The 24,865-nt window shown below is 63.1% G+C and carries 24 protein-coding genes; 14 read left to right on the forward strand and 10 right to left on the reverse strand.

Annotated features, from left to right (window positions below; all coding sequences use genetic code 11):
- Window positions 1–40 precede the first annotated feature (40 nt).
- From BLU15_RS22495 to BLU15_RS22505, 3 genes are all read left to right on the forward strand, one after another.
- The gene (locus BLU15_RS22495; RefSeq protein WP_090298207.1) at window positions 41–940 is read left to right on the forward strand and encodes a LysR family transcriptional regulator; all 900 of its coding nucleotides are present in this window, start codon (window positions 41–43) and stop codon (window positions 938–940) included.
- Window positions 941–1,267: 327 nt separating this feature from the next.
- Window positions 1,268–2,944, forward strand: a complete 1,677-nt coding sequence (locus BLU15_RS22500) for an adenylate/guanylate cyclase domain-containing protein (protein ID WP_090298209.1) — start codon at window positions 1,268–1,270, stop codon at window positions 2,942–2,944.
- A gap of 151 nt (window positions 2,945–3,095) precedes the next feature.
- Window positions 3,096–4,025, forward strand: coding sequence for a DMT family transporter (locus tag BLU15_RS22505; RefSeq protein WP_051659304.1), 930 nt, complete (start codon window positions 3,096–3,098; stop codon window positions 4,023–4,025).
- Window positions 4,026–4,033: 8 nt separating this feature from the next.
- Here BLU15_RS22505 and BLU15_RS22510 read toward each other — a convergent pair whose 3' ends face one another.
- Window positions 4,034–4,687, reverse strand: coding sequence for a TetR family transcriptional regulator C-terminal domain-containing protein (locus BLU15_RS22510; RefSeq protein WP_034794116.1), 654 nt, complete (start codon window positions 4,685–4,687; stop codon window positions 4,034–4,036).
- A gap of 282 nt (window positions 4,688–4,969) precedes the next feature.
- On the opposite strand from BLU15_RS22510, the gene BLU15_RS22515 reads away from it, so the two are divergent.
- Window positions 4,970–6,220, forward strand: coding sequence for a Zn-dependent hydrolase (locus BLU15_RS22515; RefSeq protein WP_090298213.1), 1,251 nt, complete (start codon window positions 4,970–4,972; stop codon window positions 6,218–6,220).
- Window positions 6,221–6,299: 79 nt separating this feature from the next.
- Window positions 6,300–7,754 carry a dihydropyrimidinase gene (gene hydA / locus BLU15_RS22520; RefSeq protein WP_090298216.1) on the forward strand — a complete coding sequence of 485 codons (1,455 nt, stop codon included), beginning with the start codon at window positions 6,300–6,302 and terminating at the stop codon, window positions 7,752–7,754.
- 93 nt (window positions 7,755–7,847) lie between these two features.
- Here hydA and BLU15_RS22525 read toward each other — a convergent pair whose 3' ends face one another.
- Entirely contained in the window at window positions 7,848–8,261 is a 414-nt protein-coding gene (locus BLU15_RS22525) for a cupin domain-containing protein (RefSeq protein WP_090298220.1), read from the reverse strand.
- A gap of 121 nt (window positions 8,262–8,382) precedes the next feature.
- On the opposite strand from BLU15_RS22525, the gene BLU15_RS22530 reads away from it, so the two are divergent.
- The 9 genes from BLU15_RS22530 (at window position 8,383) to BLU15_RS22570 (ending at window position 18,641) form a co-directional block, all read left to right on the forward strand.
- On the forward strand, window positions 8,383–9,174 hold the full coding sequence (locus BLU15_RS22530; RefSeq protein ID WP_034794266.1) for an ABC transporter ATP-binding protein: 792 nt from the start codon (window positions 8,383–8,385) through the stop codon (window positions 9,172–9,174).
- On the forward strand, window positions 9,164–9,628 hold the full coding sequence (locus BLU15_RS22535) for a GNAT family N-acetyltransferase (protein ID WP_089045637.1): 465 nt from the start codon (window positions 9,164–9,166) through the stop codon (window positions 9,626–9,628). The genes BLU15_RS22530 and BLU15_RS22535 overlap by 11 nt, the downstream gene beginning before the upstream one ends.
- A complete protein-coding gene (locus BLU15_RS22540) occupies window positions 9,625–9,960 on the forward strand; it encodes a membrane protein (protein WP_034794138.1) in 336 nt (111 codons plus the stop codon). The genes BLU15_RS22535 and BLU15_RS22540 overlap by 4 nt, the downstream gene beginning before the upstream one ends.
- A 2-nt stretch (window positions 9,961–9,962) precedes the next feature.
- Complete coding sequence (locus BLU15_RS22545) at window positions 9,963–10,847, forward strand: ABC transporter permease (RefSeq protein WP_034794141.1); 885 nt, start codon at window positions 9,963–9,965, stop codon at window positions 10,845–10,847.
- A complete protein-coding gene (locus BLU15_RS22550) occupies window positions 10,844–11,713 on the forward strand; it encodes an ABC transporter permease (protein WP_090298222.1) in 870 nt (289 codons plus the stop codon). The genes BLU15_RS22545 and BLU15_RS22550 overlap by 4 nt, the downstream gene beginning before the upstream one ends.
- 51 nt (window positions 11,714–11,764) lie before the next feature.
- Window positions 11,765–12,757 (forward strand): ABC transporter substrate-binding protein, encoded by a 993-nt coding sequence (locus BLU15_RS22555; protein ID WP_034794145.1) that lies wholly within the window; start codon window positions 11,765–11,767, stop codon window positions 12,755–12,757.
- 524 nt (window positions 12,758–13,281) lie between these two features.
- Entirely contained in the window at window positions 13,282–14,469 is a 1,188-nt protein-coding gene (locus tag BLU15_RS22560) for an efflux RND transporter periplasmic adaptor subunit (protein WP_090298339.1), read from the forward strand.
- 14 nt (window positions 14,470–14,483) lie between these two features.
- Entirely contained in the window at window positions 14,484–17,801 is a 3,318-nt protein-coding gene (locus BLU15_RS22565; RefSeq protein ID WP_090298225.1) for an efflux RND transporter permease subunit, read from the forward strand.
- A 159-nt stretch (window positions 17,802–17,960) separates the two neighbouring features.
- Window positions 17,961–18,641 carry a Crp/Fnr family transcriptional regulator gene (locus tag BLU15_RS22570; protein ID WP_034794150.1) on the forward strand — a complete coding sequence of 227 codons (681 nt, stop codon included), beginning with the start codon at window positions 17,961–17,963 and terminating at the stop codon, window positions 18,639–18,641.
- Window positions 18,642–18,688: 47 nt separating this feature from the next.
- Here the strand turns inward: BLU15_RS22570 and ureG are convergent, their stop codons facing one another.
- The 8 genes from ureG to BLU15_RS22610 form a co-directional block, all read right to left on the reverse strand.
- Window positions 18,689–19,300: an urease accessory protein UreG gene (gene ureG / locus BLU15_RS22575; RefSeq protein WP_034794155.1), complete on the reverse strand. Its 612-nt coding sequence runs from the start codon at window positions 19,298–19,300 to the stop codon at window positions 18,689–18,691.
- Between the two features lie 78 nt (window positions 19,301–19,378).
- Entirely contained in the window at window positions 19,379–20,050 is a 672-nt protein-coding gene (locus BLU15_RS22580; protein WP_060518926.1) for an urease accessory protein UreF, read from the reverse strand.
- Window positions 20,043–20,516 (reverse strand): urease accessory protein UreE, encoded by a 474-nt coding sequence (ureE, locus tag BLU15_RS22585; protein ID WP_060582411.1) that lies wholly within the window; start codon window positions 20,514–20,516, stop codon window positions 20,043–20,045. The genes BLU15_RS22580 and ureE overlap by 8 nt, the downstream gene beginning before the upstream one ends.
- Before the next feature lie 2 nt (window positions 20,517–20,518).
- On the reverse strand, window positions 20,519–20,815 hold the full coding sequence (locus BLU15_RS22590; RefSeq protein ID WP_034794161.1) for a putative quinol monooxygenase: 297 nt from the start codon (window positions 20,813–20,815) through the stop codon (window positions 20,519–20,521).
- 166 nt (window positions 20,816–20,981) lie between these two features.
- Window positions 20,982–21,521 carry a peroxiredoxin gene (locus tag BLU15_RS22595; RefSeq protein WP_034794163.1) on the reverse strand — a complete coding sequence of 180 codons (540 nt, stop codon included), beginning with the start codon at window positions 21,519–21,521 and terminating at the stop codon, window positions 20,982–20,984.
- Between the two features lie 291 nt (window positions 21,522–21,812).
- Window positions 21,813–22,484 carry a TIGR02117 family protein gene (locus BLU15_RS22600; protein WP_060582410.1) on the reverse strand — a complete coding sequence of 224 codons (672 nt, stop codon included), beginning with the start codon at window positions 22,482–22,484 and terminating at the stop codon, window positions 21,813–21,815.
- Between the two features lie 17 nt (window positions 22,485–22,501).
- The gene (gene ureC / locus BLU15_RS22605) at window positions 22,502–24,214 is read right to left on the reverse strand and encodes an urease subunit alpha (RefSeq protein WP_034794169.1); all 1,713 of its coding nucleotides are present in this window, start codon (window positions 24,212–24,214) and stop codon (window positions 22,502–22,504) included.
- A gap of 3 nt (window positions 24,215–24,217) precedes the next feature.
- Entirely contained in the window at window positions 24,218–24,862 is a 645-nt protein-coding gene (locus tag BLU15_RS22610; RefSeq protein WP_083523655.1) for a Urease operon accessory protein, read from the reverse strand.
- Window positions 24,863–24,865: the final 3 nt, after the last annotated feature.

Consider the following 24,865-nt stretch of genomic DNA (forward strand, 5'->3'; position numbering starts at 1 on the left):
GATAAGAATTCGCCACATTGGTTCTTAAAAGGAGACAATTGTGGAGCGGTTGGGAGGCATTTCGATCTTCGTCGAGGCGGTCGACGCTGGTGGATTTTCAGCGGCGGCCGAACGGCTGAACCTCTCGCGCTCCGCTGTCGGCAAGACGATTGCCAAGCTCGAACAAAGACTTGGCGTCCGGCTCTTCCATCGCACGACCCGCACGCAGAGCCTGACGGCCGAAGGCCAGCTCTATTATGAAAGTTGTCTCAGAGCCGTTGGTGAGATTCGTGCCGGCGAGGCACTGCTGGAATCGGGCAAGCAGGAGATCAGAGGTCGGCTGCGCATGTCCCTGCCCGTGGTTTTCGGACGGCAATGCGTCATGCCGCTCTTGTCGGAACTACTGGGTCAGCACCCGCTCCTGGAACTCGACGTCAATTTCAGCGACCGCAGGGTCGATCTTGTCGAGGATGGCTTCGATCTCGCCATTCGCACAGGTCCACTGCCCGATGAACCCGATGTAATGGCGCGCAAGGTTGCCGACCAGCCCATGACGGTCTGCGCCTCCCCCGCCTACCTGCAGCGGCACGGCACGCCGCGCAGCATCGATGACCTTCTTCACCATCAGGCGATCCTCTATCGGCGCAGCAGCGATGCGCTTTCCTGGTCCTTCCCGGTCAAGGGAGCGGTAGCCCGGCAGGTGACGCCGCCGGCACGGCTGAAACTCGACGACCTGACCTCGATCGCCGATGCGGCGGCAGACGGCTTCGGCCTCGCATGGCTGCCGTGCTGGCTGGTGCGCAGCCACATCGACTCAGGACGGCTCGTCCGCATTCTTACCGATGTGCCCGCCCTCTCCTTCGCAGCCCATGTCGTGTGGCCGCGCACGCAATACATGCCGCCGAAATTGCGGCTGATGATCGACACGCTGGCCCATCGACTGGCCCCCATGATGCAATGATCCGCGGAGCATTCCTGCTTCCAAAGGCGGCGGCGTGTGGATAATGGCCGGCTTTGGCGGCCGCTTCGCCCGGCTCTGCGGATCCCTCCGGCGCCCGAGCGCGGCCCGACGGCCGAACTCCGTTGAATAGCGTTCCCGGCCGATAACGAACAGGACACGAAAACGAAACAGATTGTGTAAAAATGGTAAGTTGTCGGCTCGTACGATCTGGATAATAAGGGAGTACTCATACGGGGTGCGTCGCGGGCTCGATCAGGGCCGCAACGCGATCTCCAAAGGTTTTGACACTGCAGCCGGACGACGCTCCGGCAGAGCCGGACTTGTTGCTTGACGATCATTTCGGCCAACCGACGCAAGCGAATGCACCTCGTCTCCGGGGCCATCCTCGGTACGTTTGTCCTGGCGCATTTCTTCAACCATTCGCTCGGCCTGATCTCCATCGAGGCGATGGAAACCGCCCGCAGGGGCTTCAATCTCATCTGGCACAGCCTGCCTGGCACGGTGCTGCTCTATGGCGCCCTGTTGCTGCACTTCGTCATGGCCCTCGAAAGCATCTATCGTCGGCAGACACTCAGAATGCCGGCGCGCGAGGCGCTGAAGATCGTCTTCGGCCTCAGCCTGCCTTTCCTTTTGATCGGTCATGTCACCGCCGCACGCGTCGAGCCACTCCTCACGGGGATCGACGTGGACTATCCGGACATGCTTCGCACGCTCTGGTCGAATTCGTTCAACGCCATCAGACAATCGCTCGCCCTGCTGCTCGTCTGGGGCCACGGCTGCCTCGGGGCCTGGTTCTGGATGCGCGGCCGAGCCTGGTTCCCACGCTACGAAATCCTGCTCTACACGGTCGCGATCCTCGTGCCGATCTTCGCGCTGCTCGGCTTCGTCAGCGGCGCCCGCTCGATCGAGGACGGTTACGCCGAACATGGCGGCTACGGCGACCGTTCCTATTCGAAGCCTCCGTTCGACCTCACGCTTCTCGAGGATATTCGGCTCGGCCTCTATTTCGGCTTCGGCGGCCTGATCGCCGGCACGTTCCTGCTGCGGGCCATGCCAAAGGGCGGGCGCATTCGCGTGCGCTATCCCGACGGTCGGGTGGCCACCGTCAATCTCGGCTTCAGCGTGCTCGAGGCGAGTAGGGCCGCGGGCATCGCCCACGTCTCGGTCTGCGGCGGCCGTGGCCGATGCTCGACCTGCCGGGTGCGCATCATCCAGGGGCTTGAAGACCAGCCGCCACCCGAGGATGCGGAGCTCGCGACACTCACCCGGATCGGCGCACCCGACAATGTCCGCCTCGCCTGCCAGTTTCGCCCTGTCCACAACGTCACCGTCGTGCCGATCCTCGACAGCGACAGCCTCGGCATCAAGAAGCAGATCGGCCGCGAGGGCGGCGAAGGTCGCGAACGGCGCATCGCCGTGCTCTTCTGCGACCTGCGCGGCTTCACCAGCATTGCCGAACACAAGCTGCCTTTCGACACCGTGTTCCTGCTCAACCGCTACTTCGAGATGGTGGGCGAAGCGGTCGAGGATTCCGGTGGCGTAATCGACAAGTTCATCGGCGACGGCGCATTGGCGATCTTCGGGCTGAAGAGCACCTACACGGAGGCCTGCCGGCAGTCGCTTGCCGCCGCCGTGCGCATATCCAAGGGCCTCGAGACGCTGAACCAGACCTTCCGCGGCGAACTCGACGAGCCGCTGCGCATCGCCATGGGCCTGCACGCCGGCCCGGCGATCATCGGCGAGATCGGCTACGGCCAAGCGACGTCGCTGACGGCGGTCGGCGATACGATCAACACGGCGAGCCGTCTGGAAGGCCTCGCCAAGGAACACGACGTACAATTGGCCGTCTCGGCCGAGCTCGTCAACCGCGCGGGCCTGGTGATCGAAGGGCATGAGCGGCTGGACATCGGCCTGCGCGGCCGGCAGGCGACGCTCGAAACCTGGATCGTCGGGGATGCCGCCGGTATCTCCACGGCCTTGCAACCTGCACCGTCGAACGCGTAGTGCAACCCCTTGAAAGCGTGAAACAGTTTCCACGCCCGAAGTTGCATACCTTCAAGGCTTTGGATCTTTTCACGGTTTCAATGAAGCGCTGAAATGATCTAGTAGTGGAGATCCTTCCCGCCCTCGCCGCCGATCCAATCCGGAAGCCCGCATGAAACAGGACGTCTCCCCGAAAACCGCGCACCAGGTTCATGCGAAGGGCGCCGAGAAGCTGAAGGCGCATCTGGCGATGATGACCTTCGCCGTCCTGATCGCCGGCTCCTTTTCCTTCGGCGGCCTTGCCACCCAACATATGGGCGCCGGGCCGCTGACGCTCTGGCGCTATCTGTTGACCGTCGTCGTCCTTGGCCTGCTCACCTTCGGCTATGCGCGCGTTCCCTTTCGCTTTCCCAAGCAAGCGTGGCGCTTCGTGATCCTCGGCGGGCTGATCGCCGTCTACATGCTGACGATGTTCAAGGCGCTGGAGTTCACCAGCCCTGTTTCAACAGGCGCGGTCTTCACGCTGATGCCGCTCTTGAGCGCCGGCTTCGCGTTTGTGTTGCTCGGTCAGCATACACGCCCGGGCGTGCTCGCCGGGCTCATCATCGCTGCCCTTGGCGCCGTCTGGGTGATCTTTCGCGCCGATGTCGGCGCGATCCTTGCCTTCGACGTCGGCCAGGGCGAATTGATCTTCTTCGTCGGCGTCGTCTGCCACGCGGTCTATGTGCCGCTGATCCGCAAGTTCGGCCGAGAGGAAAGTCCATTCGCCTTCGGCTTCTGGGTGGCTGTCTTCACCGTGCCCTGGCTGCTGGTACCGGGCGCGGCCGGTCTCGTCACGGCCGATTTCGCCAGCCTGCCACCGGTCGTCTGGCTCGCCGTCCTCTATCTGGCCGTTGTGACCACGGCCATCACCTTCCTGCTCCTGCAATACGCCTCGATGCGGCTACCCGCATCGAAAGTGCTTGGCTACGGCTATCTGACGCCGAGCTTCATCATCCTGCTCGAAGGTCTGCTCGGTCATGGCTGGACCAGCCTGCCGGTGCTTGCCGGCGCGCTGACCACGGCCTGCGGCCTGCTGTTGATGGCGCTGCTGCCAGATTGAAAGGCGGCTCAAGCCGCCGGCTGCTCGCTCACCTGCAGCCCGTCGACGAAGAGCCGTTCGAGGAAGCGTGCCGCATCCTCGAAGCGCCCGTCCCCGGCGTTTCCCTGGCCGAGCACGGCGCGCACCTGCACGTCGAAGTCGGCGTAGTGCTGGGTGGTGGACCAGATCGCGAAGATCAGGTGATAGGGATCGCATTTGGCGATCTTGCCGGCCTTGGCCCAGGCCCGGATTACCTCGGCCTTCTCGTCGACCAGCGACTTCAAGGGCCCCTTGAGCTCGTCCTCGATATGCGGCGCGCCCTGCAGCACCTCGTTGGCGAAGAGCCGGCTTTCGCGCGGATAGTCACGGGCCATTTCGAGCTTGCGCCGAATATAGCTGCGGATTTCGGCGACCGGGTTCCCCTCGGCGTTGAACTCCCGCAAGGGGTCGAGCCAGGTGTCGAGCACCCGGTCGATCAGCGCCCGGTGCATCGCTTCCTTGGTGCGGAAATAATAGAGCAAATTGGGCTTCGACATTCCCGCCACTTCGGCGATCTGATCGACCGTCGAGCCGCGGAAACCGTTGGCGGAAAAGACTTCGAGCGCGGCCTCGAGAATGCGCTCTTCCTTCTCCCCTTGTATGCGGGTCCGCCTCTGGGTCCTCGCCGCTCTCGGTAATACCATCTTTCCCCCTGGCCATGCCTGCGCAGCTCGTCGCGCAGGAACCGGCTGCCCAATTTCCGGCCTCGCCATCTTATTGGGCAACAACTTCGTTTTTTTGTTTTTCCGGCTTGAGTGCCGCAACGGAAGTTGTAATGTTTACCAACCGGTCAAATTATCAGCCAGTTCACCGCCAAAGGCAACGGCTGATCGAAGGGCACCAGAAAAAACCAAGCCTGGATTTGACCACGGGAACATGAGGGCGCGCCGATCAAGGCAAAGCCCTGAAAAGATGAGGAGACCGCCGTGGCTGCACCTGGCGAGAACATGCGCGTCAATGCCGACCGCCTGTGGGATTCACTTATGGAAATGGCCAAGATCGGCCCTGGTGTCGCGGGCGGCAACAACCGCCAGACGCTGACCGACGAGGACGCCGAAGGGCGCCGGCTGTTCCAGTCCTGGTGCGAAAAGGCCGGCCTCACCATGGGCGTCGACACCATGGGCAATATGTTCTTCACAAGGCCCGGCACCGACCCGGATGCGCTGCCCGTCTATATCGGCTCGCATCTCGATACCCAGCCGACCGGCGGCAAGTATGACGGCGTCCTCGGCGTGCTCTCGGGCCTTGAGGTCGTTCGCTCGATGAACGATCTCGGCATAAAGACCAAGCATCCCGTCGTCGTCACCAATTGGACCAACGAGGAAGGCGCGCGCTTCGCGCCGGCCATGCTCGCATCAGGCGTCTTTGCCGGCGTGCACAGTCAGGATTTCGCCTATGGCCGCAAGGATCCGGAAGGAAAGACCTTCGGCGACGAACTGAAACGCATCGGCTGGGTCGGCGACGAGGAAGTCGGCGCCCGCAAGATGCACGCCTATTTCGAGTACCATATCGAGCAGGGCCCGATCCTCGAAGCCGAGGGCAAGGACATCGGCGTCGTCACCCACTGTCAGGGCCTATGGTGGCTGGAGTTCACGCTGACCGGCCGCGAAGCCCATACGGGCTCGACCCCGATGAACATGCGCGTCAACGCCGGCCTTGCCATGGCCCGCATTCTGGAAATGGTCCAGGGCGTCGCGATGGAAAACCAGCCGGGCGCCGTCGGCGGCGTCGGCCAGGTGTTCTTCTCACCCAATTCCCGCAATGTGCTGCCGGGCAAGGTGGTCTTCACCGTCGACATCCGCTCGCCGGACAAGGCCAAGCTCGACCGCATGCGGGCAAAGATCGAGGCCGAGGCACCGAAGATCACGGACGCGCTTGGCGTCGGCTGTTCCATCGAGGCGATCGGCCATTTCGAGCCGGTCACCTTCGATCCAAAGCTCGTCAGCGCCGTGCGTAACGCCGCCGAGCATCTCGGCTACAGCCACATGAACCTCATCTCGGGCGCCGGGCATGATGCCTGCTGGGCCGCCAAGGTGGCGCCGACGACGATGATCATGTGCCCCTGCGTCGGTGGTCTCAGCCACAACGAGGCGGAGGACATCTCCAGGGAGTGGGCCAGCGCCGGCGCCGACGTCCTCTTCCACGCCGTCGTCGAAACGGCCGAAATCGTCGAATGAGTTTGCGGGCGGGACGAAAGTTCCGCCCTTTTTCGTGGCGGTTGCCTGGCCGCCGGAAGCGCAATCGCGAGGAACAATCATGAGCACTGTCATCAAGGGTGGAACCATCGTCACGGCCGACCTGACCTACAAGGCGGACGTCAAGATCGAGGGCGGAAAGATCGTCGAGATCGGCCCGAACCTGTCGGGCGACGAAACGCTCGATGCGAGCGGCTGTTACATCATGCCCGGCGGCATCGACCCGCATACCCATCTCGAAATGCCCTTCATGGGCACCTATTCCTCCGACGATTTCGAAAGCGGCACGCGCGCAGCCCTTGCCGGCGGCACGACCATGGTGGTCGACTTTGCACTGCCCTCGCCCAACCAGTCGCTGCTCGAAGCGCTCACGATGTGGGACAACAAGTCCACCCGCGCCAACTGCGACTATTCCTTCCACATGGCGATCACCTGGTGGAGCGAGCAGGTCTTCAACGAGATGGAGACCATCGTCAAGGACAAGGGCATCAACACCTTCAAGCACTTCATGGCCTATAAGGGCGCACTGATGGTGGATGACGACGAAATGTTCTCGTCCTTCCAGCGCTGCGCCGCCCTCGGCGCGCTACCACTGGTGCATGCCGAAAACGGCGACGTGGTCGCCCAGCTCCAGGCAAAGCTGCTGTCAGAAGGCAACAACGGGCCGGAAGCGCACGCCTATTCGCGCCCGGCCGAGGTCGAAGGCGAAGCGACCAACCGCGCGATCATGATCGCCGACATGGCTGGCTGCCCGGTCTACATCGTGCACACCTCTTGCGAACAGGCGCACGAGGCGATCCGCCGCGCCCGCTCCAAGGGCATGCGCGTCTTCGGCGAACCGTTGATCCAGCATCTGACGCTCGATGAAACCGAGTATTTCAACAAGGACTGGGACCATGCGGCCCGCCGCGTGATGTCGCCGCCGTTCCGCAACAAGCTGCATCAGGACAGTCTCTGGGCCGGCCTTGCCTCGGGCTCGCTGCAGGTAGTGGCGACCGACCACTGCGCCTTCACATCCGAGCAGAAGCGCTTCGGCGTTGGCGATTTCACCAAGATCCCGAACGGCACCGGTGGCCTCGAAGACCGCATGCCGATGCTGTGGACCCATGGTGTCAACACCGGCCGCATCACCATGAACGAGTTCGTGGCGGTGACCTCGACCAACATTGCCAAGATCCTCAACATCTACCCGAAGAAGGGCGCAATCCTTATCGGCGCCGATGCCGACCTCGTCGTCTGGGATCCGAAGCGCACCAAGACGATCTCCGCCAAGAGCCAGCAGTCGGCGATCGACTACAACGTCTTCGAAGGCAAGGAGGTAAAGGGCCTGCCGCGCTTTACCCTTACCCGTGGCGTCGTCGCGATCGAGGAAGGCACGGTCAAGACCCGCGAGGGCCACGGCGAATTCGTCCGCCGCGATCCCTTCCCGGCGGTCAGCTCAGCCCTTTCCAACTGGAAGGAAGTCACCGCCCCCCGCGCCGTCCAGCGCACCGGCATCCCGGCCACGGGCGTCTGAGGCCTCATGTTTCGCGGCTTGCACGTCTTCGCGCCGCTCTGTCCCACCGGACATGCCCCGCCACCTTGGCGGGGCAGTTCGGCGCGGGCGGCGTCAGGCGGGCACGAGGTGATCGAGCTCGGGCAGCAGCACGAGGCTCTCGCGCTGGTTCGGATCCGTGCGCGCGATGACGGCCGAACAGGGCGCGTTCGAGCGGTTCTCCGGCAGATGCGGCATGCCGGCGGGGATGTAGACCATCTCACCGGCCCTAGCGACGACGTGCTCCTCAAGCCTCTCGCCAAACCAGGTCCAGGCCTCCCCGGAAAGCACGTAGATCGCCGTCTCGTGGCTCTCATGCAGATGCGCCTTGGCGCGCGCACCGGGCGGGATCGTGACGATGTGCATGCAGAGCCCGGTTGCCCCGACGGTCTCCGCCGCAATGCCCTCGAAATAGTTGAGCCCCTGCTGGCCGGCCACGGCGCCTTCAGGACGAACCACGCGACAGCCCGGATTGGATGATCGAGACATGAGCGTTCTCCAGAATTCCCTGAAAAACCAGCAACAAACGGCTTCGCACCCAAATCCGCGATTGCATGTTGCCGGTCCGGATAGCAGTCTGACACAGACCAGCCAGAATGAGTATTCGCCGATGACGTCCAATACCGCATCCGTGGTTTCGGCCCGGGACCTCTGCCTGACTTTCGAAACCGCCGATGGCCCGGTGCATGCACTGACCGGCGTCAACCTGGATGTCGCCAAGGGTGACTTCGTTTCCTTCATCGGTCCGTCCGGCTGCGGCAAGACCACCTTCTTGCGCGTGATCGCCGATCTGGAAAAAGCGACCTCCGGCACGATCAGCGTCAACGGCATGACGCCTGAGCAGGCGCGCAACAAGCGCGCCTATGGCTACGTCTTCCAGGCCGCAGCGCTCTATCCCTGGCGCACCATCGAAAACAACATCGCTCTGCCGCTTGAGATCATGGGCTATTCGAAGGAAGAGAAGAAGGCCCGCATCGAGCGCACGCTCGACCTCGTCAACCTCTCCGGCTTCGGCAAGAAATATCCCTGGCAGCTCTCCGGTGGTATGCAGCAGCGCGCCTCCATCGCCCGCGCACTGGCGTTTGATGCCGACCTGCTTCTGATGGACGAGCCCTTCGGCGCGCTCGACGAGATCGTTCGCGACCACCTCAACGAACAGCTCTTGAAGCTCTGGGCCCGCACCAACAAGACGATCTGCTTCGTCACCCATTCGATCCCTGAAGCTGTCTACCTCTCCACCAAGATCGTGGTGATGAGCCCCCGCCCCGGCCGCGTCACCGATGTGATCGAATCGCCGCTGCCGCGCGAACGGCCGCTCGGCATTCGCGAAACGCCCGAGTTCCTCGAAATCGCCCATCGCGTCCGCGAAGGCCTGCGCGCGGGACACAGCTATGACGAATAGCATCGGCATCCGCCGGGCCGAACAGACCGACATGGCCGCCTGCGCCGGCATTCTCAACCGCTGGATCGACGCGACGGCCTGGATGCCGCGGGTGCACGAGCATGCCGATGTCGAACGCTATTATGCCGAGACCGTCTTTGCCGAACGCATCGTGCTCTTGGCAGAGGACGACGGCGAGATCGCCGGCTTCCTTTCCCTCTCTGACGACCACCACGTCACCGCGCTTTACATCGATGAGTGGCATCGTGGCGCAGGCATTGGCGCCCGGCTGATCGACACCGCCAAGGCGATGTCACCGGACGAATTGAGCCTATGGACCTTCGAACACAATCGTGATGCCCAGCGCTTCTACGAGCACCAGGGCTTCGAGGCTGTGCGGCGGACCGACGGCGACAACGAGGAGCAACTGCCGGATATCCTCTATCGCTGGCGCGGCAGAAAGGTGCGGGCATGAACCTTGCCTTCGGCCTCTGGATGCTCTTGGCAACGACGATCTTCCTCGGTGGCGCGACCGCCTCGCGCGCCTATGTCTCCAACAACCACCTCGGCATGCTCTTGCTTGCACTCGGGCTCTACGTGATCGGCAACATCATCATGGTGAAGCTCATGCGCGAGGGCGGCCTCGGCCTGGCAATCTCGCTGTCGGCGATCGTGCAGCTCGTTATGGTCAATGTCATCGCCTTCACCGTGTTCGGCGAACGATTGAGCCTCACGCAGGCCGCCGGCGTGCTTCTCGGCATCGTCGCAATGGGCCTGATGTTGTTCCCCGCAAGCGGAAAGGCGTGACAATGCAGGAACCAAGTTTCTTCAGGGACAAGTTGGTGCCGGTCGGCACCGTCGTCCTGCTGCTGATCGCCATCTGGTATGTCGCGGTCGTCTTCCTCAACGCCCCCTTCGAGCGTGATACAGCAGCCCGCGCCGGCACCGAGATCAGCTTCTCTGAGATCGTGCGCAACACCATGGCGCAAGAACGTCCGGTACTGCCGGCACCGCACCAGGTGATCGCCGAGATCTGGGACACCACCTTCAACAAGGCAATCACCTCGAAGCGCAGCCTCGTCTACCACGCCTGGATCACGCTTTCGGCAACCCTTCTCGGCTTCGGCATCGGCGCCGCCCTCGGCATCCTCCTGGCAGTCGGCATCGTGCACAACCGCGCCATGGACCGCTCGCTGATGCCCTGGGTCATCGCCAGCCAGACGATCCCGATCCTCGCGATTGCGCCGATGATCATCGTCGTATTGAACGCCATCGGCATTTCCGGACTTTTGCCGAAGGCACTGATCTCGACCTATCTCTCCTTCTTCCCGGTCGTCGTCGGCATGGTGAAGGGCCTGCGCAGCCCGGAGACGATCCAGCTCGACCTCATGCACACCTACAATGCCTCCCCGTCGCAGACCTTCTGGAAGCTGCGCTGGCCGTCGTCGATGCCCTACCTCTTCACCTCGCTGAAGGTTGCCGTCGCCATCTCGCTGGTCGGCGCCATCGTCGGCGAATTGCCGACCGGTGCGGTCGCAGGTCTTGGTGCCCGGCTGCTGGCCGGCTCCTACTATGGCCAGACGGTGCAGATCTGGGCCGCTCTCTTCATGGCGGCAGCCCTTGCGGCCGTTCTCGTCATGATCGTCGGCTTTGCCCACACCGCCGTCCTGAAGCGCATGGGAGCCAAGCCATGAACCTTCCCGTCCTTGCCGCCGCGATCATCTTCTGGCTCGCCGCCTGGGCCTTCAACGAATGGCTGGTGCGCCAGAACTTCCGGAGCGCGGCCGCAAACAGCGCCGCCCGCTTCGCCGTGCCGGCGATCTTCGGCATCACCATCCTGGTTCTCTGGGAAGGCATCGTCCGCGGCTTCCAGGTCCCCTCCGTGCTTTTGCCGGCACCCTCGATGATCTGGCAAAAGCTGATCAATTCGCTGCCGACGCTTGGGGCTGATTTCCGCCAGACCTTCCTGAAGGCAGTGTTGATCGGCTATGCGCTCGGCTGCGGCCTCGGCTTCGCCGTTGCGATCCTGATCGACCGTTCGCCCTTCCTGCAGAAAGGCCTTCTGCCACTCGGCAATTTCGTCTCGGCCCTTCCCGTCATCGGGGTAGCCCCGATCATGGTCATGTGGTTCGGCTTCGACTGGCAGTCGAAGGTCGCCGTCGTCGTCATCATGACCTTCTTCCCGATGCTGGTGAACACGGTTGCCGGCCTTGCCGCCGCCAGCCACATGGAACGCGACCTGATGCGCACCTACGCCGCCTCCTGGTGGCAGACACTGGTCAAATTACGCCTGCCGGCCGCCTGGCCGTTCATCTTCACCGCGCTCAAGATCAATTCGACGCTGGCGCTGATCGGCGCCATCGTCGCCGAGTTTTTCGGGACCCCCATCGTCGGCATGGGGTTCCGGATTTCCACGGAAGTGGGACGCATGAATGTCGACATGGTCTGGGCCGAGATCGCCGTTGCGGCGGTCGCCGGTTCCGCCTTCTACGGCGTGGTCGCACTCATCGAGCGCGCCGTCACCTTCTGGCATCCCTCCATTCGCGGAGGGCGCGCCTGAGCCTGCTTGAAGAACTTAAATAAAACGAAGTAAAAACAAGAGGGAACTGACATGAACAAAAGACTTGCATCGCTTCTCGCCGCAGGCGTCTTTTCGCTCGCAGCGTTCCAGGCTGAAGCTGCCGAAAAGGTGACGCTGCAGCTGAAGTGGGTGACCCAGGCGCAGTTTGCCGGCTACTACGTCGCCAAGGACAAAGGCTTCTACGAAGAAGAAGGCCTCGACGTCGACATCAAGCCCGGCGGTCCGGACATCGCCCCGGCCCAGGTGATCGCCGGCGGCGGCGCCGACGTTATCGTCGACTGGATGCCGTCGGCCCTTGCCACCCGCGAAAAGGGCGTGCCGCTCGTCAACATTGCCCAGCCGTTCAAGAAATCCGGCATGATGCTGACCTGCCTGAAGGAAACCGGCGTCACCAGCCCGGACAAGTTCAAGGGTCAGACGCTTGGCGTGTGGTTCTTCGGCAACGAGTATCCGTTCCTCTCCTGGATGGCGCACCTGAAGATCCCGACCGACGGCGGCCCGAACGGCGTGACCGTCCTGAAGCAGGGCTTCAACGTGGACCCGCTGATCCAGAAGCAGGCAGCCTGCATCTCCACCATGACCTATAACGAGTACTGGCAGGTCATCGACGCCGGCATCAAGACGGACGACCTGGTGACCTTCAAGTATGAAGACCAGGGCGTAGCGACGCTCGAAGACGGCCTGTACGTACTTGAGGACAAACTCAAGGATCCCGCCTTCAAGGACAAGATGGTCAAGTTCGTCCGCGCCTCGATGAAGGGCTGGAAATATGCCGAGCAGAACCCGGACGAGGCCGCCGATATCGTTCTTGAAAACGATTCCACCGGCGCCCAGACCGAGAAGCACCAGAAGCGCATGATGAGCGAAGTGGCAAAGCTCACCGCCGGCTCCAACGGCTCGCTCGACGAAGCAGACTACAAACGCACCGTGCAGTCGCTGCTTTCGGGTGGTTCCGATCCCGTGATTTCCAAGGAGCCCGAGGGCGCCTGGACACATGAGATCACCGACGCCGCGCTGAAATAGGCCTGTCTCGGCAACGCAAAAGAGGGTCGCACGGCTCAGTATCGTGCGGCCCTCTTCCGTTTTCTTAGCGGTCGTTCGCATCCGCCAAGCTGCTGCCGGGTACCGGGCGTGGGGGTGGCAATCCGGCGAACAACGGCGCTACCTTTGCTTGCCATTGTCAAGATCGTGTCAAGATCGCAACCATAACCGCAGAACGAACGGAATATTGAGGCACCATCGCTTCGTGCACCCTTGTAAGCGTCGAAGGCCGAGATTACATAGGCCACGATGTTTGTTGGAGGCAGGCATGACGGAGGACGCCTTTTTTCCAGTGCCTTGCCTGCGGTAACCGGTCCCAGTTCCGCCCGCGTCTACGGTCTGATACCGTGCACGCGGAGCGCGAAGTGAGGAATACGCCATCTCCTGTTCCCGAGCGCTTTGCCGGGACCTTGTGGCGGTGCGGTAAAATAGCCTGATTGCCCGTGGATCCTGCATCAAGCGGAGATCCGCTCGATATTGTTTCCATTGCCGGGACTGTGAAGCCGATGGCTCAAAAAGTATTGCCTGTCCTCAGCGTGTGCGCTGCGATGACCCTTGGTTCGCTTTCCTTCGCCCGGGCGGAGGAAGCAGCGCAACCGAAACCAGCACCAGGCTTGCCCTCCATCGTCGTGACGACGGCGGTCGACCAGTCGATCAGCGACCGGGTGGTTGCGACCGGCACCATCCAGGCCGTCGAGCAGGTCTATGTCGCCCCGATGGTCGACGGCCTCTCCATCCGCACGCTCAATGTCGATGTCGGCGACACGGTTGAAGCCGGCAGTGTTCTCGTGGTCCTCAACGACGACGCGCTTCGCCTGCAAAAGAGCGAACTCGAAGCCTCGCTTGCCAAGGCCGAAGCCGGGCTTGCCCAGTTGAACGCACAGCTCAGCGAAACCAAAGCCAACAACGACGAGGCCAAACGCGTCAGCGACCGTGCAGCCGAACTCTCCAAGAACGGCACCGTCTCGACGGCCGAGGCCGATCGCGTCCGAGCGCTCGCGATCGCGACGCATGCCCGTGTGCTTTCGGCTGAACAGGCCGTTGCCGTGGCCAGTGCCGACATCAAGGTCGCCGAAGCGCAAATCGACGACATCGACCTGCGCCTCGCCCGCACCGAGGTCAAGGCGCCGGTCGCCGGCGTCATCTCCGCCAAGAACGCCAAAGTCGGCGCGATCGCCACCGGTAACAGCGACCCGCTCTTCGCCATGATCCGCGACGGTGCCATCGAGATGAAAGCCGATGTCGCCGAAGCCGATATCATCAAGCTCGCCGTCGGCCAGCCGGCCGTCGTGACGCTTGCCGGCGGCAACACCAAGGTCGAGGGCAAGATCCGCCTGATCGCGCCGACGGTCGATCCCGTCAGCCGCCTCGGCACCGTCTTCATCAGTTTGATGGACACCGAGAAGGCACGCGCCGGCATGTATGCGAGCGCGCTGATCACCGCCGAACAGAAGCAGACGGTGGTCCTGCCGCAAACGGCCGTTACCAATGAGAACGGCCGCACCATCGTTCGCAAGGTCGAAAACGGCGTCATCCGCATCCTGCCGGTCAAGACAGGGATTTCCGACGGCAAGTTCATCGAAGTCCTCGAGGGCCTGAAGGCCGGGGAGGAAGTGGTAGCGAGAGCCGGCGCCTATGTCCGCGACGGTGACCGCATCAACCCCGTCAAGTCCGCCGCATCAGCGACCAACTGACAGGAACCGTGACCATGAACTTCTCAGCCTGGTCCATACGCAATCCGATCGCTCCGATCCTCTTCTTCGTCGTCCTGATGGTGCTGGGCTACCAGTCCTTCGTGTCGTTGCCGATCACCCGCTTCCCCAATATCGACGTCCCGATCGTCTCGATCAACGTGACGCAGAGCGGCGCCTCTCCGGCCGAGCTCGAAACCCAGGTCACCAAGGAAGTCGAGGACGCGGTCGCAAGCGTCACCGGCGTCGATCATATCCAGTCGACGATCAACGACGGTACCTCGACCACCGCCGTCATTTTCCGCATGGAAGTGCCTACGGCACAGGCGGTGCAGGACGTCAAGGACGCGATCGACCGCATCCGCAGCGACCTGCCGACCTCGATCGAAGAACCGATCGTCTCCAAGGTCGACGTCGAAGGCCAGGCGATCCAGACCTTCTCCGTTTCCGCGCCGGGCATGTCGCTCGAAGAACTCTCCTGGTTCGTCGACGACGTCATCAAGCGTGAGATCCAGGGCAAGAAGGGCATCGGCCGCGTCGACCGTTACGGCGGCGCCGACCGCGAAGTCCGGGTCGAACTCAACGAAGACAAGCTGAATTCGCTCGGCATCACCGCCGCCGACGTCAACGGCCAGCTGCGCCGCATGAACATGGACCTCGGCTCCGGCCGTGGTCAGGTCGGCGGCAGCGAACAGGCGATCCGTACGCTGGGCGATACCCGCAATGTCGAGCAGCTCGCCAACACGATGATCTCGGTGCCGAGCGGCCGCTTCGTGCGCCTGTCCGATCTCGGCACGGTCACCGATACCTATGAGGAACCGCGTTCCTTCTCGCGCTTCAACGGCAACCCCGGCGTGACCTTCGCGGTCTTCCGGGCGAAGGGCGCCTCGGAAGTCAGCGTTGCCGAGACGGTCGCCAAGTCGCTCGAAAAGATCCGCGCGGCCAACCCCGACGTCACCATCGAGATGGTCGACGATTCCGTCTACTTCACCTACGGCAACTACGAGGCGGCGCTGCACACGCTGATGGAAGGCGCGCTGCTCGCCGTCATCGTCGTCATGCTCTTCCTGCGCAACTGGCGGGCAACGCTGATTTCCGCCGTGGCCCTGCCGCTGTCGGCGATCCCGACCTTTTGGGTCATGGACCTGCTCGGCTTCTCGCTGAACCTCGTCAGCTTCCTGGCGATGACGCTCGCAACCGGTATTCTCGTCGACGATGCGATCGTCGAGATCGAGAACATCGAGCGGCACATCCATATGGGCAAATCGCCCTATCGCGCCTCGATCGAAGCGGCGGACGAAATCGGCCTTGCCGTTATCGCGACGACCTTCACCATCATCGCGGTCTTCGTGCCCGTATCCTTCATGCCGGGCATTCCCGGCCAGTACTTCATCCAGTTCGGTCTGACGGTCGCCGTGGCGGTGTTCTTCTCGCTGCTCGTCGCGCGTCTGATCACGCCTGTGATGGCCGCCTATCTGATGCGCCCGTCGGACGCCGGCAGTGATCATCATGACCGGGACGGCTTCATGATGCGCAACTATACGCGCCTTGTGGTCGCCACGACGAAGCACTGGTACACCCGCTACCTGACGCTGCTTGCGGCCATCGTCTTCTCGGTTGGTTCTGTCTTCGCGCTCGTCCTCTTCGTGCCCGGCAGCTTCCTGCCGCCGGAAGACGCCTCGCGCGTCAGCCTGTCGATCGAGCTGCCGCCGGACGCCATGCTCGAGGACACCGACCGCACCACCACCGAGATCTACGATCGGATCAAGGATATCGACGGCGTCGACAACATCTTCGTACTCGGCGGTGCCTCGCCGAAGGGCGACCTGGAACTGCGCCGCGCGACGGTGACGGTGCTTCTCAAGAAGCTCGACCAGTCGCTCGTCAACAAGATCGTCAATGACGTCATCGGCCGCACGCCGCTGATCGGCGCGTACCTGCCGAAGATGCCGCCTGCCGGCCGCATCATCCCGCAGTCGCAGATCGAGAAGGAAATCTTCGCTCGCGTCCGTGACATTCCGGATGTGCGGGTGATCAAGCTCAACGACCGCGGTGAGCGTGACCTCTCCTTCAACCTGCTCTCCAACAACGAGGCCGATCTCGACCAGGCGGTGGCGACGCTGGAAGGCAAGTTGAGGAGCGACTCGTTGCTGGCCAATGTCAGCCCGGATGGCGCCCTTCCCCGTCCGGAACTGCAGATCCGTCCGCGGGACGAGCAGATGTCGCGCCTCGGCATCACCACCGCGCAGATCTCCGAGGTGATCCGTGTCGCCACCATCGGCGATATCGACGCGGCGCTGACCAAGATCGCTCTCGACGGGCGGCTGATCCCGATCCGCGTGCAGATCAACCGCGACTTCCGCACGGATATCGCCGCGATCCGCAATCTGAAGATCACGACCGCCGCCGGCGCCACCGTGCCGCTGTCGAGCGTTGCCGACATCAACTATTCGGAAGGCCCGAGCTCGATCAAGCGCTACGATCGCAACCGCGTCGTATCGCTCGGCGCGGATCTCCCGGTCGGTGTTGCGCTCAACACCGCCTCGGAGCGCTTCAAGCAGATCGCCGGCCAGGCCGATCTGCCGAAGTCCGTGCAGTTCCTCGAAAGCGGCGACGCCGAGGTGCAGGCGGAAATGCAGCAGAGCTTCGGCAACGCCATGCTGCTCGGCCTGATGCTGGTGCTGGTGGTGCTGATCCTCTTGTTCAAGGACGTGATCCAGCCCTTCACCATCCTGTTCTCGCTGCCGCTCGCAATCGGCGGCGTGGCGGCCGCGCTGATCCTGACACAGAACGCGCTATCCATGCCGGTTCTGATCGGAATCCTGATGCTGATGGGTATCGTCACGAAGAACGCGATCCTGCTCGTCGACTTCGGTATCGAGATGATGCATCACGGCATGGACCGGCAGGTCGCCATGATCGAGGCCGGCCGCAAGCGCGCCCGCCCGATCATCATGACCTCGATCGCCATGTCGGCGGGCATGCTGCCCTCCGCGCTCGGCGTCGGCGAAGGCGGTTCGTTCCGCGCCCCGATGGCGATCGCCGTGATCGGCGGCATCATCGTCTCGACGGTGTTGAGCCTCGTGATCGTGCCGTCGTTCTTCCTGATCATGGACGACCTCTCGCGACTGCTCGCCCGCATCTTCGGCCGCTTCGTCGGCAAGAAGGACGAGGAAAACCTGCCGCTCGACCGCGAGGCCCTCACAGATCTGGTGCATGAGCAAGGCAAGACGATCGAAGGCCTGGAGGACCGGCTGAAGACGCTGGAAACGGACCAGACCAAGGGACGGTCCGGCGGCAAGGTCATCAACCACCCAGCGCTCGCTGCCGAGTAGGTCATCGCCGAAGGGGCTCACCGCCCGGGGCGGCCACAATTCTAAAGCAAGCCCGCGCCCTGCAAGCGCGGGCTTTTTGTGATTTCTATTTGATCGAGGTCAAACCAAGATCTGCAAAGCCCTCTACCCTAGCACTGGATTTTACTCAGGACGGGTACGATGAAGACGTTGCGATTGAACTCGAACGACAGGGCGGTGCTGCTCGGCTCCTGCTTTTTCGAAAAGCTGCCGGCGGCGGCGTCGAGCGCCATTCTCGATGATGTCGTGGTTTCCACACACGAGGAGCACGACATCCTCTTTGGCCAGGGCGAGGCACTGGATCAAGTCTTCTTGGTCCTCTCCGGTCTGGTGCGGCTCTACCGGCTGGGCAAGGACGGGCGCGAGGCGGATATCGCCGTCTTCCCGAAAGGCGAGCTGTTCGGCGAAAGCGCCATGTTCCTTGGCAACCGCGCCACCGCCAACGCCCAGGCGATCGAGACGACGATGCTTGCGCGCATCGACAGCCGCAGGCTTCGCAAGCTGGCCGAACAGACGCCCGAGATCGCCGACGCACTGATGCAGCTTTTGTGCCGGCACGCGCAAATGGCGGAGGATTGCCTGGCCGAAGACCGGCTGCTCACGGCACCGCAGCGGGTCGCGAGCTATATCCTCGGCAATTGCCCCGATGGCATCACCAACTTTTCCTTCCGCCTGCCCTTCCAGAAGAATGTGCTGGCCGGCAAGTTGGGCCTGGCGCCCGAGGCACTGTCTCGCGCCTTCTCGGCCCTTCGCCGCTCCGGCGTCACCGTCAAGGGCCGCGTCATCGAGATCCACGACCGGCAGGCGCTGGAGCGCTTCTGACGCGTTGACGAAGGTTCAGGCGCCAGAAGCAACAAAAGCGGACGGCGTCAGAGGCCGCCGTGCAGCGTCAGGAAATCGACGATCCGGTTGATGCCGTCGCCGCGCTTCATGTCGGTAAAGACGAAGGGCTTTTCCGCCCGCATGCGCGTCGCATCCCGCTGCATCACGTCGAGATCGGCCCCGACATAGGGCGCCAGATCCTTCTTGTTGATGACCAGAAGGTCCGATTTGGTGATGCCCGGCCCGCCCTTGCGCGGGATTTCCTCGCCCTGGCAGACCGAGATGACATAGATCGTCAGGTCAGCGAGATCAGGCGAAAAGGTCGCCGCAAGATTGTCACCGCCGGATTCGATGAAGACGACATCGAGATCGGGGATACGGCGGTTGAGATCAGCGATCGCCTGCAGATTGATCGTGGCGTCCTCGCGGATCGCCGTATGCGGGCAGCCACCGGTCTCCACCCCGACGATGCGATCGGACGGTAGCGCCTGCATGCGCACCAACGCCTCGGCATCTTCCTTGGTGTAGATATCGTTGGTGACGACGGCGACGGAGTACTTCTCCCGCATCGCCTTGCAAAGCTTGTCGGTCAGCGCCGTCTTGCCCGAGCCCACCGGCCCGCCAATGCCGACGCGAAGGGGACCGTTCTTCGATGCCATCTGGATGTCCTTTCAAGGTGGAAGCAATTCCAGGGAAGCGTGAGACAGTTTCCGTCCGAAATTGCGCAGTTCTATGAGTTACGAACGGAAGAGCCGCGAATGCAGGCTCTCGTGTCTGAGCGACGAAATATCCGCTGTCATCGTGGCCGAGCCGAGATCGTCGAGCGAGGCGCCTGCGGCCTTGACGGCTGTCGCCGCGATGACCGGTTCGAGTGCTGCAATGATGCCGACGCCATCGCGCTGGCCGGTCACGCCGCAACGGATCGCCACCGAGACGGCGTTCGAGACCGAGGCGTTGAGATAGGCGGCAAGCGCCGGCTCGAGGCCCGTTTCATGAGCGCCGGCGACGGCACCGACTGCGACCGGATAGGCGACACTCTCAGGCAGCGCATCGAGAACCGGATGCGGCCACGAGCGCGCCGCTGCCAGAAACGCCTGGCCCTGCAGCATCGTTTCCATATGGCGCTCGCGGCCTCCCGCCAGGGCTTCGGCAAGCTCTGCCGCCGCAGCCAGCCGGGCATGGTCGTTCACGGCGCGATAGCTCTCGGCCAGAAGCAGCGCATCGTTCCAGCCGTAGCCCAGAGAGATGACCGCCTCCAGCCAGTTGCGAAGCTCGCCGGCGTCGCTCACCAGACGGTCGTGAACCGCCTGCTCAAGCCCGCTGGAATAGGAAAACGCGCCGACCGGAAAGGCCGGCGACATCCATGTCACGAGGCGAAGCAGCGCTTGCGTGTCGACCCGCTCAGCCATGGTGGTGATGATTATGGCCATGATTGTGGCCGCCGGCATGGTAGGCGCCGCGCAGCGGATGGAAAGGCAGCGAAACCTCGTTCACCGCCGCGCCCAGGCCTTCGAGCATCTGGCGGATCACCGGATCGCGGGCAATCAGGATGCGGCTCTCTTCGAACTGTGCCGGCAAGTGGCGATTGCCGAGATGCCAGGCAAGCTCGATCAGATGCATCGCGTCGCGCGGGCGGATCTCGTAGAGCGCCTCGGGCGCGGCAGCGATGCGGATATGGCCGCCGCCTTCGAGCACCAGGAGGTCGCCATCGGCAAGCATAACCGCTTCCTTGAGATCCAGCATCACCACATCGTCGTTTTCGAGATGCAGCAACTTGCGGCGCAGATGCCGCGCGTCGTGCGTCAATGTCACGCTATGAAGCGGCGCAATATCGGCCGGCCCCGGCGAGAGAACCTCTGTCGAACGATAGGGCATCGTCAGAGAACCTCGACCTTTTCCGGCGTCACGAGCTCGAGGCGCGCCTCGACGAGCAGGTCGGCCATCGCCGCCTGAAAGGCCTTCAGATGTGGTTCCTCGAAATGCGCGTCGACGGCTGCCTTGTCCTTCCAGGTTTCGACAAAAACCAGCGCGTCGGGCTCGGCCGGCTTGCGGTAGAGATCATAGGTGATGCAGCCGGCCTCGCGCCGGGTGGCCTCGATCAGCGGTGCTGCGAGCGACACTACCTCATCCCCCTTGCCGGGGTGTGCGGTCAGGTAGGCGATAATGTAAACCATTGAACCCTCGATATCTTTTCTGCCGGCTACTTTAGCAAGAAAAAGCCCTGGCGCCAGCGGCGGGTGCGGCTTTTCAGGCGCTTGCGGCGGCTGTACCGCGCAAGAAAAAGCCCGAAGACCGGATCCGATCTTCGGGCTCTTTCCAATCAGGAACGATAGGCTGCCATCAGGCGGCGAGCTTCTGGGACTTCAGCGTCTCCAGAATGTTCTGCGGCGAGGAAACGCCATAGGGGTCGCTGTCGCAGTTGTCGGAATAGCCCTCTTCCTCGAACCACTGCTCGACAACGCCGTTGTTGACGACGGCAGCGTAGCGCCAGGAGCGCATGCCGAAGCCGAGATTGTCCTTGGCGACGAGCATGCCCATCTTGCGGGTGAACTCGCCCGAACCGTCCGGGATCAGCTTGACGTTTTCGAGGCTCTGGGACTTGCCCCAGGCGTTCATGACGAAAGCGTCATTGACCGAGATGCAGTAGATTTCGTCAACGCCCTCGGCGCGGAAATCGGCCGTCAGCTTTTCGAAATCGGGCAGCTGGAAGGTCGAGCAGGTCGGCGTAAACGCGCCCGGCAGCGAGAACAGCACGACGCGCTTGCCTGCGAAGTAATCGTCGGAGGACACGTCCTCCCAGCGGAACGGGTTCGAGCCGCCAACGGCCTCGTCGCGAACGCGGGTGCGGAACGTTACAGCGGGTACTTTTCTGCCAAGCATCGTCATCTCCTTTGGACCACGATGATTTGGGATCGGTTCGACCAAAATCATGAACGTGATCGTCTCTTGTAAGTTAGAGCGGGATACATGCGGAGAACCGCAAACCGCTCTGGCGCAGCTCTCGGTCGGCAGGTCTTGGGAGGATTGCTGGCAACCGAGGAAGGTCGGCCGTCTTCCTATCGGATATTGCGCTGCGACGCAGCACGAAAGGCCCCAATTCACATGCGAGCATGGCAGCCATGCGGTGGCCGCATGGCTGCTGCCTGCCAATCACTGCCTGCCAATCCTTGCTCAATTATGGAGCCGCAGCGACAACCCGAGGCTTGGCGGGACCGGGTTCCACAGGCCCGTTCGCAAGCCCGCCTCACGCAACGCCCGCGCCGTCCATGTGTTGCAGCCGAAAAGCGCGTTGAAGCTGCCTCCGGCCTCGAAGAAGCGGTCGTTGCCGTTGTAGGAAAAACCCTCGATCGAAACGACAGCTCCGGCCTCGCGGGTGAAGCTTTCGGCAATAAAGCCGAGCAGCCGATCGTATCCCGCTTCGTCCAGCTCGAAGCCGGTGACGGCAGCCTGCGGCTCGACGATCCGACCGGCGATATCCACATGCATCACCGAGCGATCGACGGTCAGCGCCTTGAACACGGGCCCGGGCTTCAGCTCAGACCAGGTCGGCGTTTCCAGATAGAAGGACCGCCCGCCCCAGCCAAAGATCAGCCATTCAGCCTGCGGATGCGCAAGCGGCACGCCGGCCGCCTCGACAAAGCCGAACCGCGCTCGAATCTCGTCCGTCAGGGGTATGGCGATGTCCGTGTGGATCGGGCCGGAAAGCAGAAGGATGCGCGTGCCCCCTGCTCCCGCCGCAGAGGCGGAAACCGGCAGGAGCGGCCGCGGCAGCAAGGTTCCGGCAACGATGGCAAGTATCGCCGCCAGTAAGCCGAAGAAAGCCCATTTCAGGCCACGCTTCATTCCCTGTCCCTGCTTGTTCAGAACAGGAAATAGCGCTGTGCCATCGGCACGACCGTCGCCGGCTCGCAGGTCAGAAGCTCACCGTCGGCGCGCACCTCATAGGTCTCCGGATCGACCTCGATATGCGGCAGGAGGTTGTTGTGGATCATCGATGCCTTGCCGATGCCGCCACGGGTGTTGCGGACCGCCACAAGCTGCTTGGCAACGCCGAGCTTGGCGGCAAGGCCGGCGTCGAGCGAGGCCTGCGACACGAAGGTTACAGACGAACTCGTGCGGTTCTTGCCGTAGGCGGCAAACATCGGCCGGTAGTGCACCGGCTGCGGCGTCGGGATGGAGGCATTCGGATCGCCCATGGGTGCCATCGCGATCGAGCCGCCGAGAAGCACGAAGTCGGGCTTCACACCGAAGAAGGCTGGGTTCCAGAGGACGAGATCGGCGCGCTTGCCGACCTCGATGGAGCCGATCTCATGGCTGAGGCCGTGGGCGATCGCCGGATTGATCGTGTATTTGGCGATATAGCGCTTCACCCGGAAATTGTCGTTGTCGCCGGTTTCCTGCGGCAGCGGCCCGCGCTGACGCTTCATCTTGTCGGCGGTCTGCCAGGTGCGGATCGCCACTTCGCCGACGCGGCCCATGGCCTGGCTGTCAGACGAGATGATCGAGAAGGCGCCGATATCATGCAGGATGTCCTCGGCGGCGATCGTCTCCTTGCGGATGCGGCTCTCGGCAAAGGCGATGTCCTCGGGGATCGACGGCGACAGGTGATGGCAGACCATCAGCATGTCCAGATGCTCGGCAAGCGTATTCTTGGTGTAGGGCCGCGTCGGGTTGGTCGAGGACGGAATGACGTTCGGCTGGCCGCAGATCTTGATGATGTCGGGCGCGTGGCCGCCGCCGGCCCCTTCCGTGTGGAAGGCATGGATGGTGCGGCCCTTGATCGCCGCGATCGTATCCTCGACGAAGCCGCTCTCGTTCAAGGTGTCCGTATGGATCATCACCTGCACGTCGTATTCGTCGGCGACACCGAGGCAGCAATCGATCGCCGCCGGCGTCGAGCCCCAGTCCTCATGTAGCTTCAGCGAGGTGGCGCCGGCGAGCACCATTTCCACCAGCGCGCCCGGCCGCGACGCATTGCCCTTGCCGGCAAAGGCGATGTTCATCGGGAAGCCATCGGCAGCCTCGATCATGCGGGCGAGATGCCAGGGACCGGAGGTGCAGGTGGTGGCGAGCGTGCCATGGCCCGGCCCGGCGCCGCCACCAAGCATGGTCGTAAGCCCGCTCACCAGCGCTTCCTCGATCTGTTGCGGGCAGATGTAATGAATGTGGCTGTCCATGCCGCCCGCGGTGATGATCTTGCCTTCGCCCGCGATGACCTCCGTGCCGGGACCGACGATGACGGTGACGCCCGGTTGCGTGTCCGGGTTGCCGGCCTTGCCGATGCCGGCGATGCGTCCGTCCTTGAGGCCGATATCCGCTTTGACGATGCCCCAGTGATCGACGATCAGCGCATTGGTGATGACGGTGTCGACGGCGCCCTCGGCGCGTGTCGCCTGGCTCTGCCCCATGCCGTCGCGAATGACCTTGCCGCCACCGAACTTCACCTCCTCGCCATAGGTCGTGAAGTCCTTCTCCACCTCGACGAAAAGTTCGGTATCAGCGAGCCGCACCTTGTCGCCGACCGTCGGGCCGAACATGTTGGCATAGGCCGCGCGCGACATCTTGTAGGGCATGGTTCAGGCTCCTTGGGACGAAGTAGAAATGGGATGGAGGCGGCGAAGACGGCCGCTGGCTGCAAGCGCATCGACATGGCGGCGCTCGGCGGCGAAGGGATGCCATTCCCAGCCGACATGGCCGAAGCCGGCAAGAACGACCTCGTCGTCGGGTGTCGCAAGATGCGCGAGCACATCGGCAATGACGATCATCCCGCTCGATGGAACGACATAAGGGGCCGGCGAAAAGCCGGCGAGATCCTGCTCCACCTGGTCGTGCACATCGACCGGGACGACGCGAAAACCGCGGTTGGTCGAACGGGCGAAGCTCTCGAAACCGACAGTGTAATCGTCGCAGAAATCGTCGAGATCCGGATGCGTTTCCGCAAGCCCGGCCCGCATGGCGGCAAACTTCGCGCCGGAGCGAACGCACCATATCTCCCGCGCCTGGCGCACGGCGGCATTCGTCTTCCAGCGACCACCGCCGAGCATGGAAATCCCCGGGCGTCCGGTATTGCAGACCGCGACGATATCGGTCCTGTGGCCACCGGAGCCGACAGAGCGGCAATCGTTGAAGCGCACGACCAGATCGGCGGCATCGATCGTTGCGCCGGCGCCGTCAGGCACCTCGCCATTGCCCACGATCATGATGACGCGGCGAGCCTGCAACGG

It is taken from the genome of Ensifer sp. YR511 (genome assembly GCF_900103045.1).
In the GTDB taxonomy this organism is placed as follows: domain Bacteria; phylum Pseudomonadota; class Alphaproteobacteria; order Rhizobiales; family Rhizobiaceae; genus Ensifer; species Ensifer adhaerens.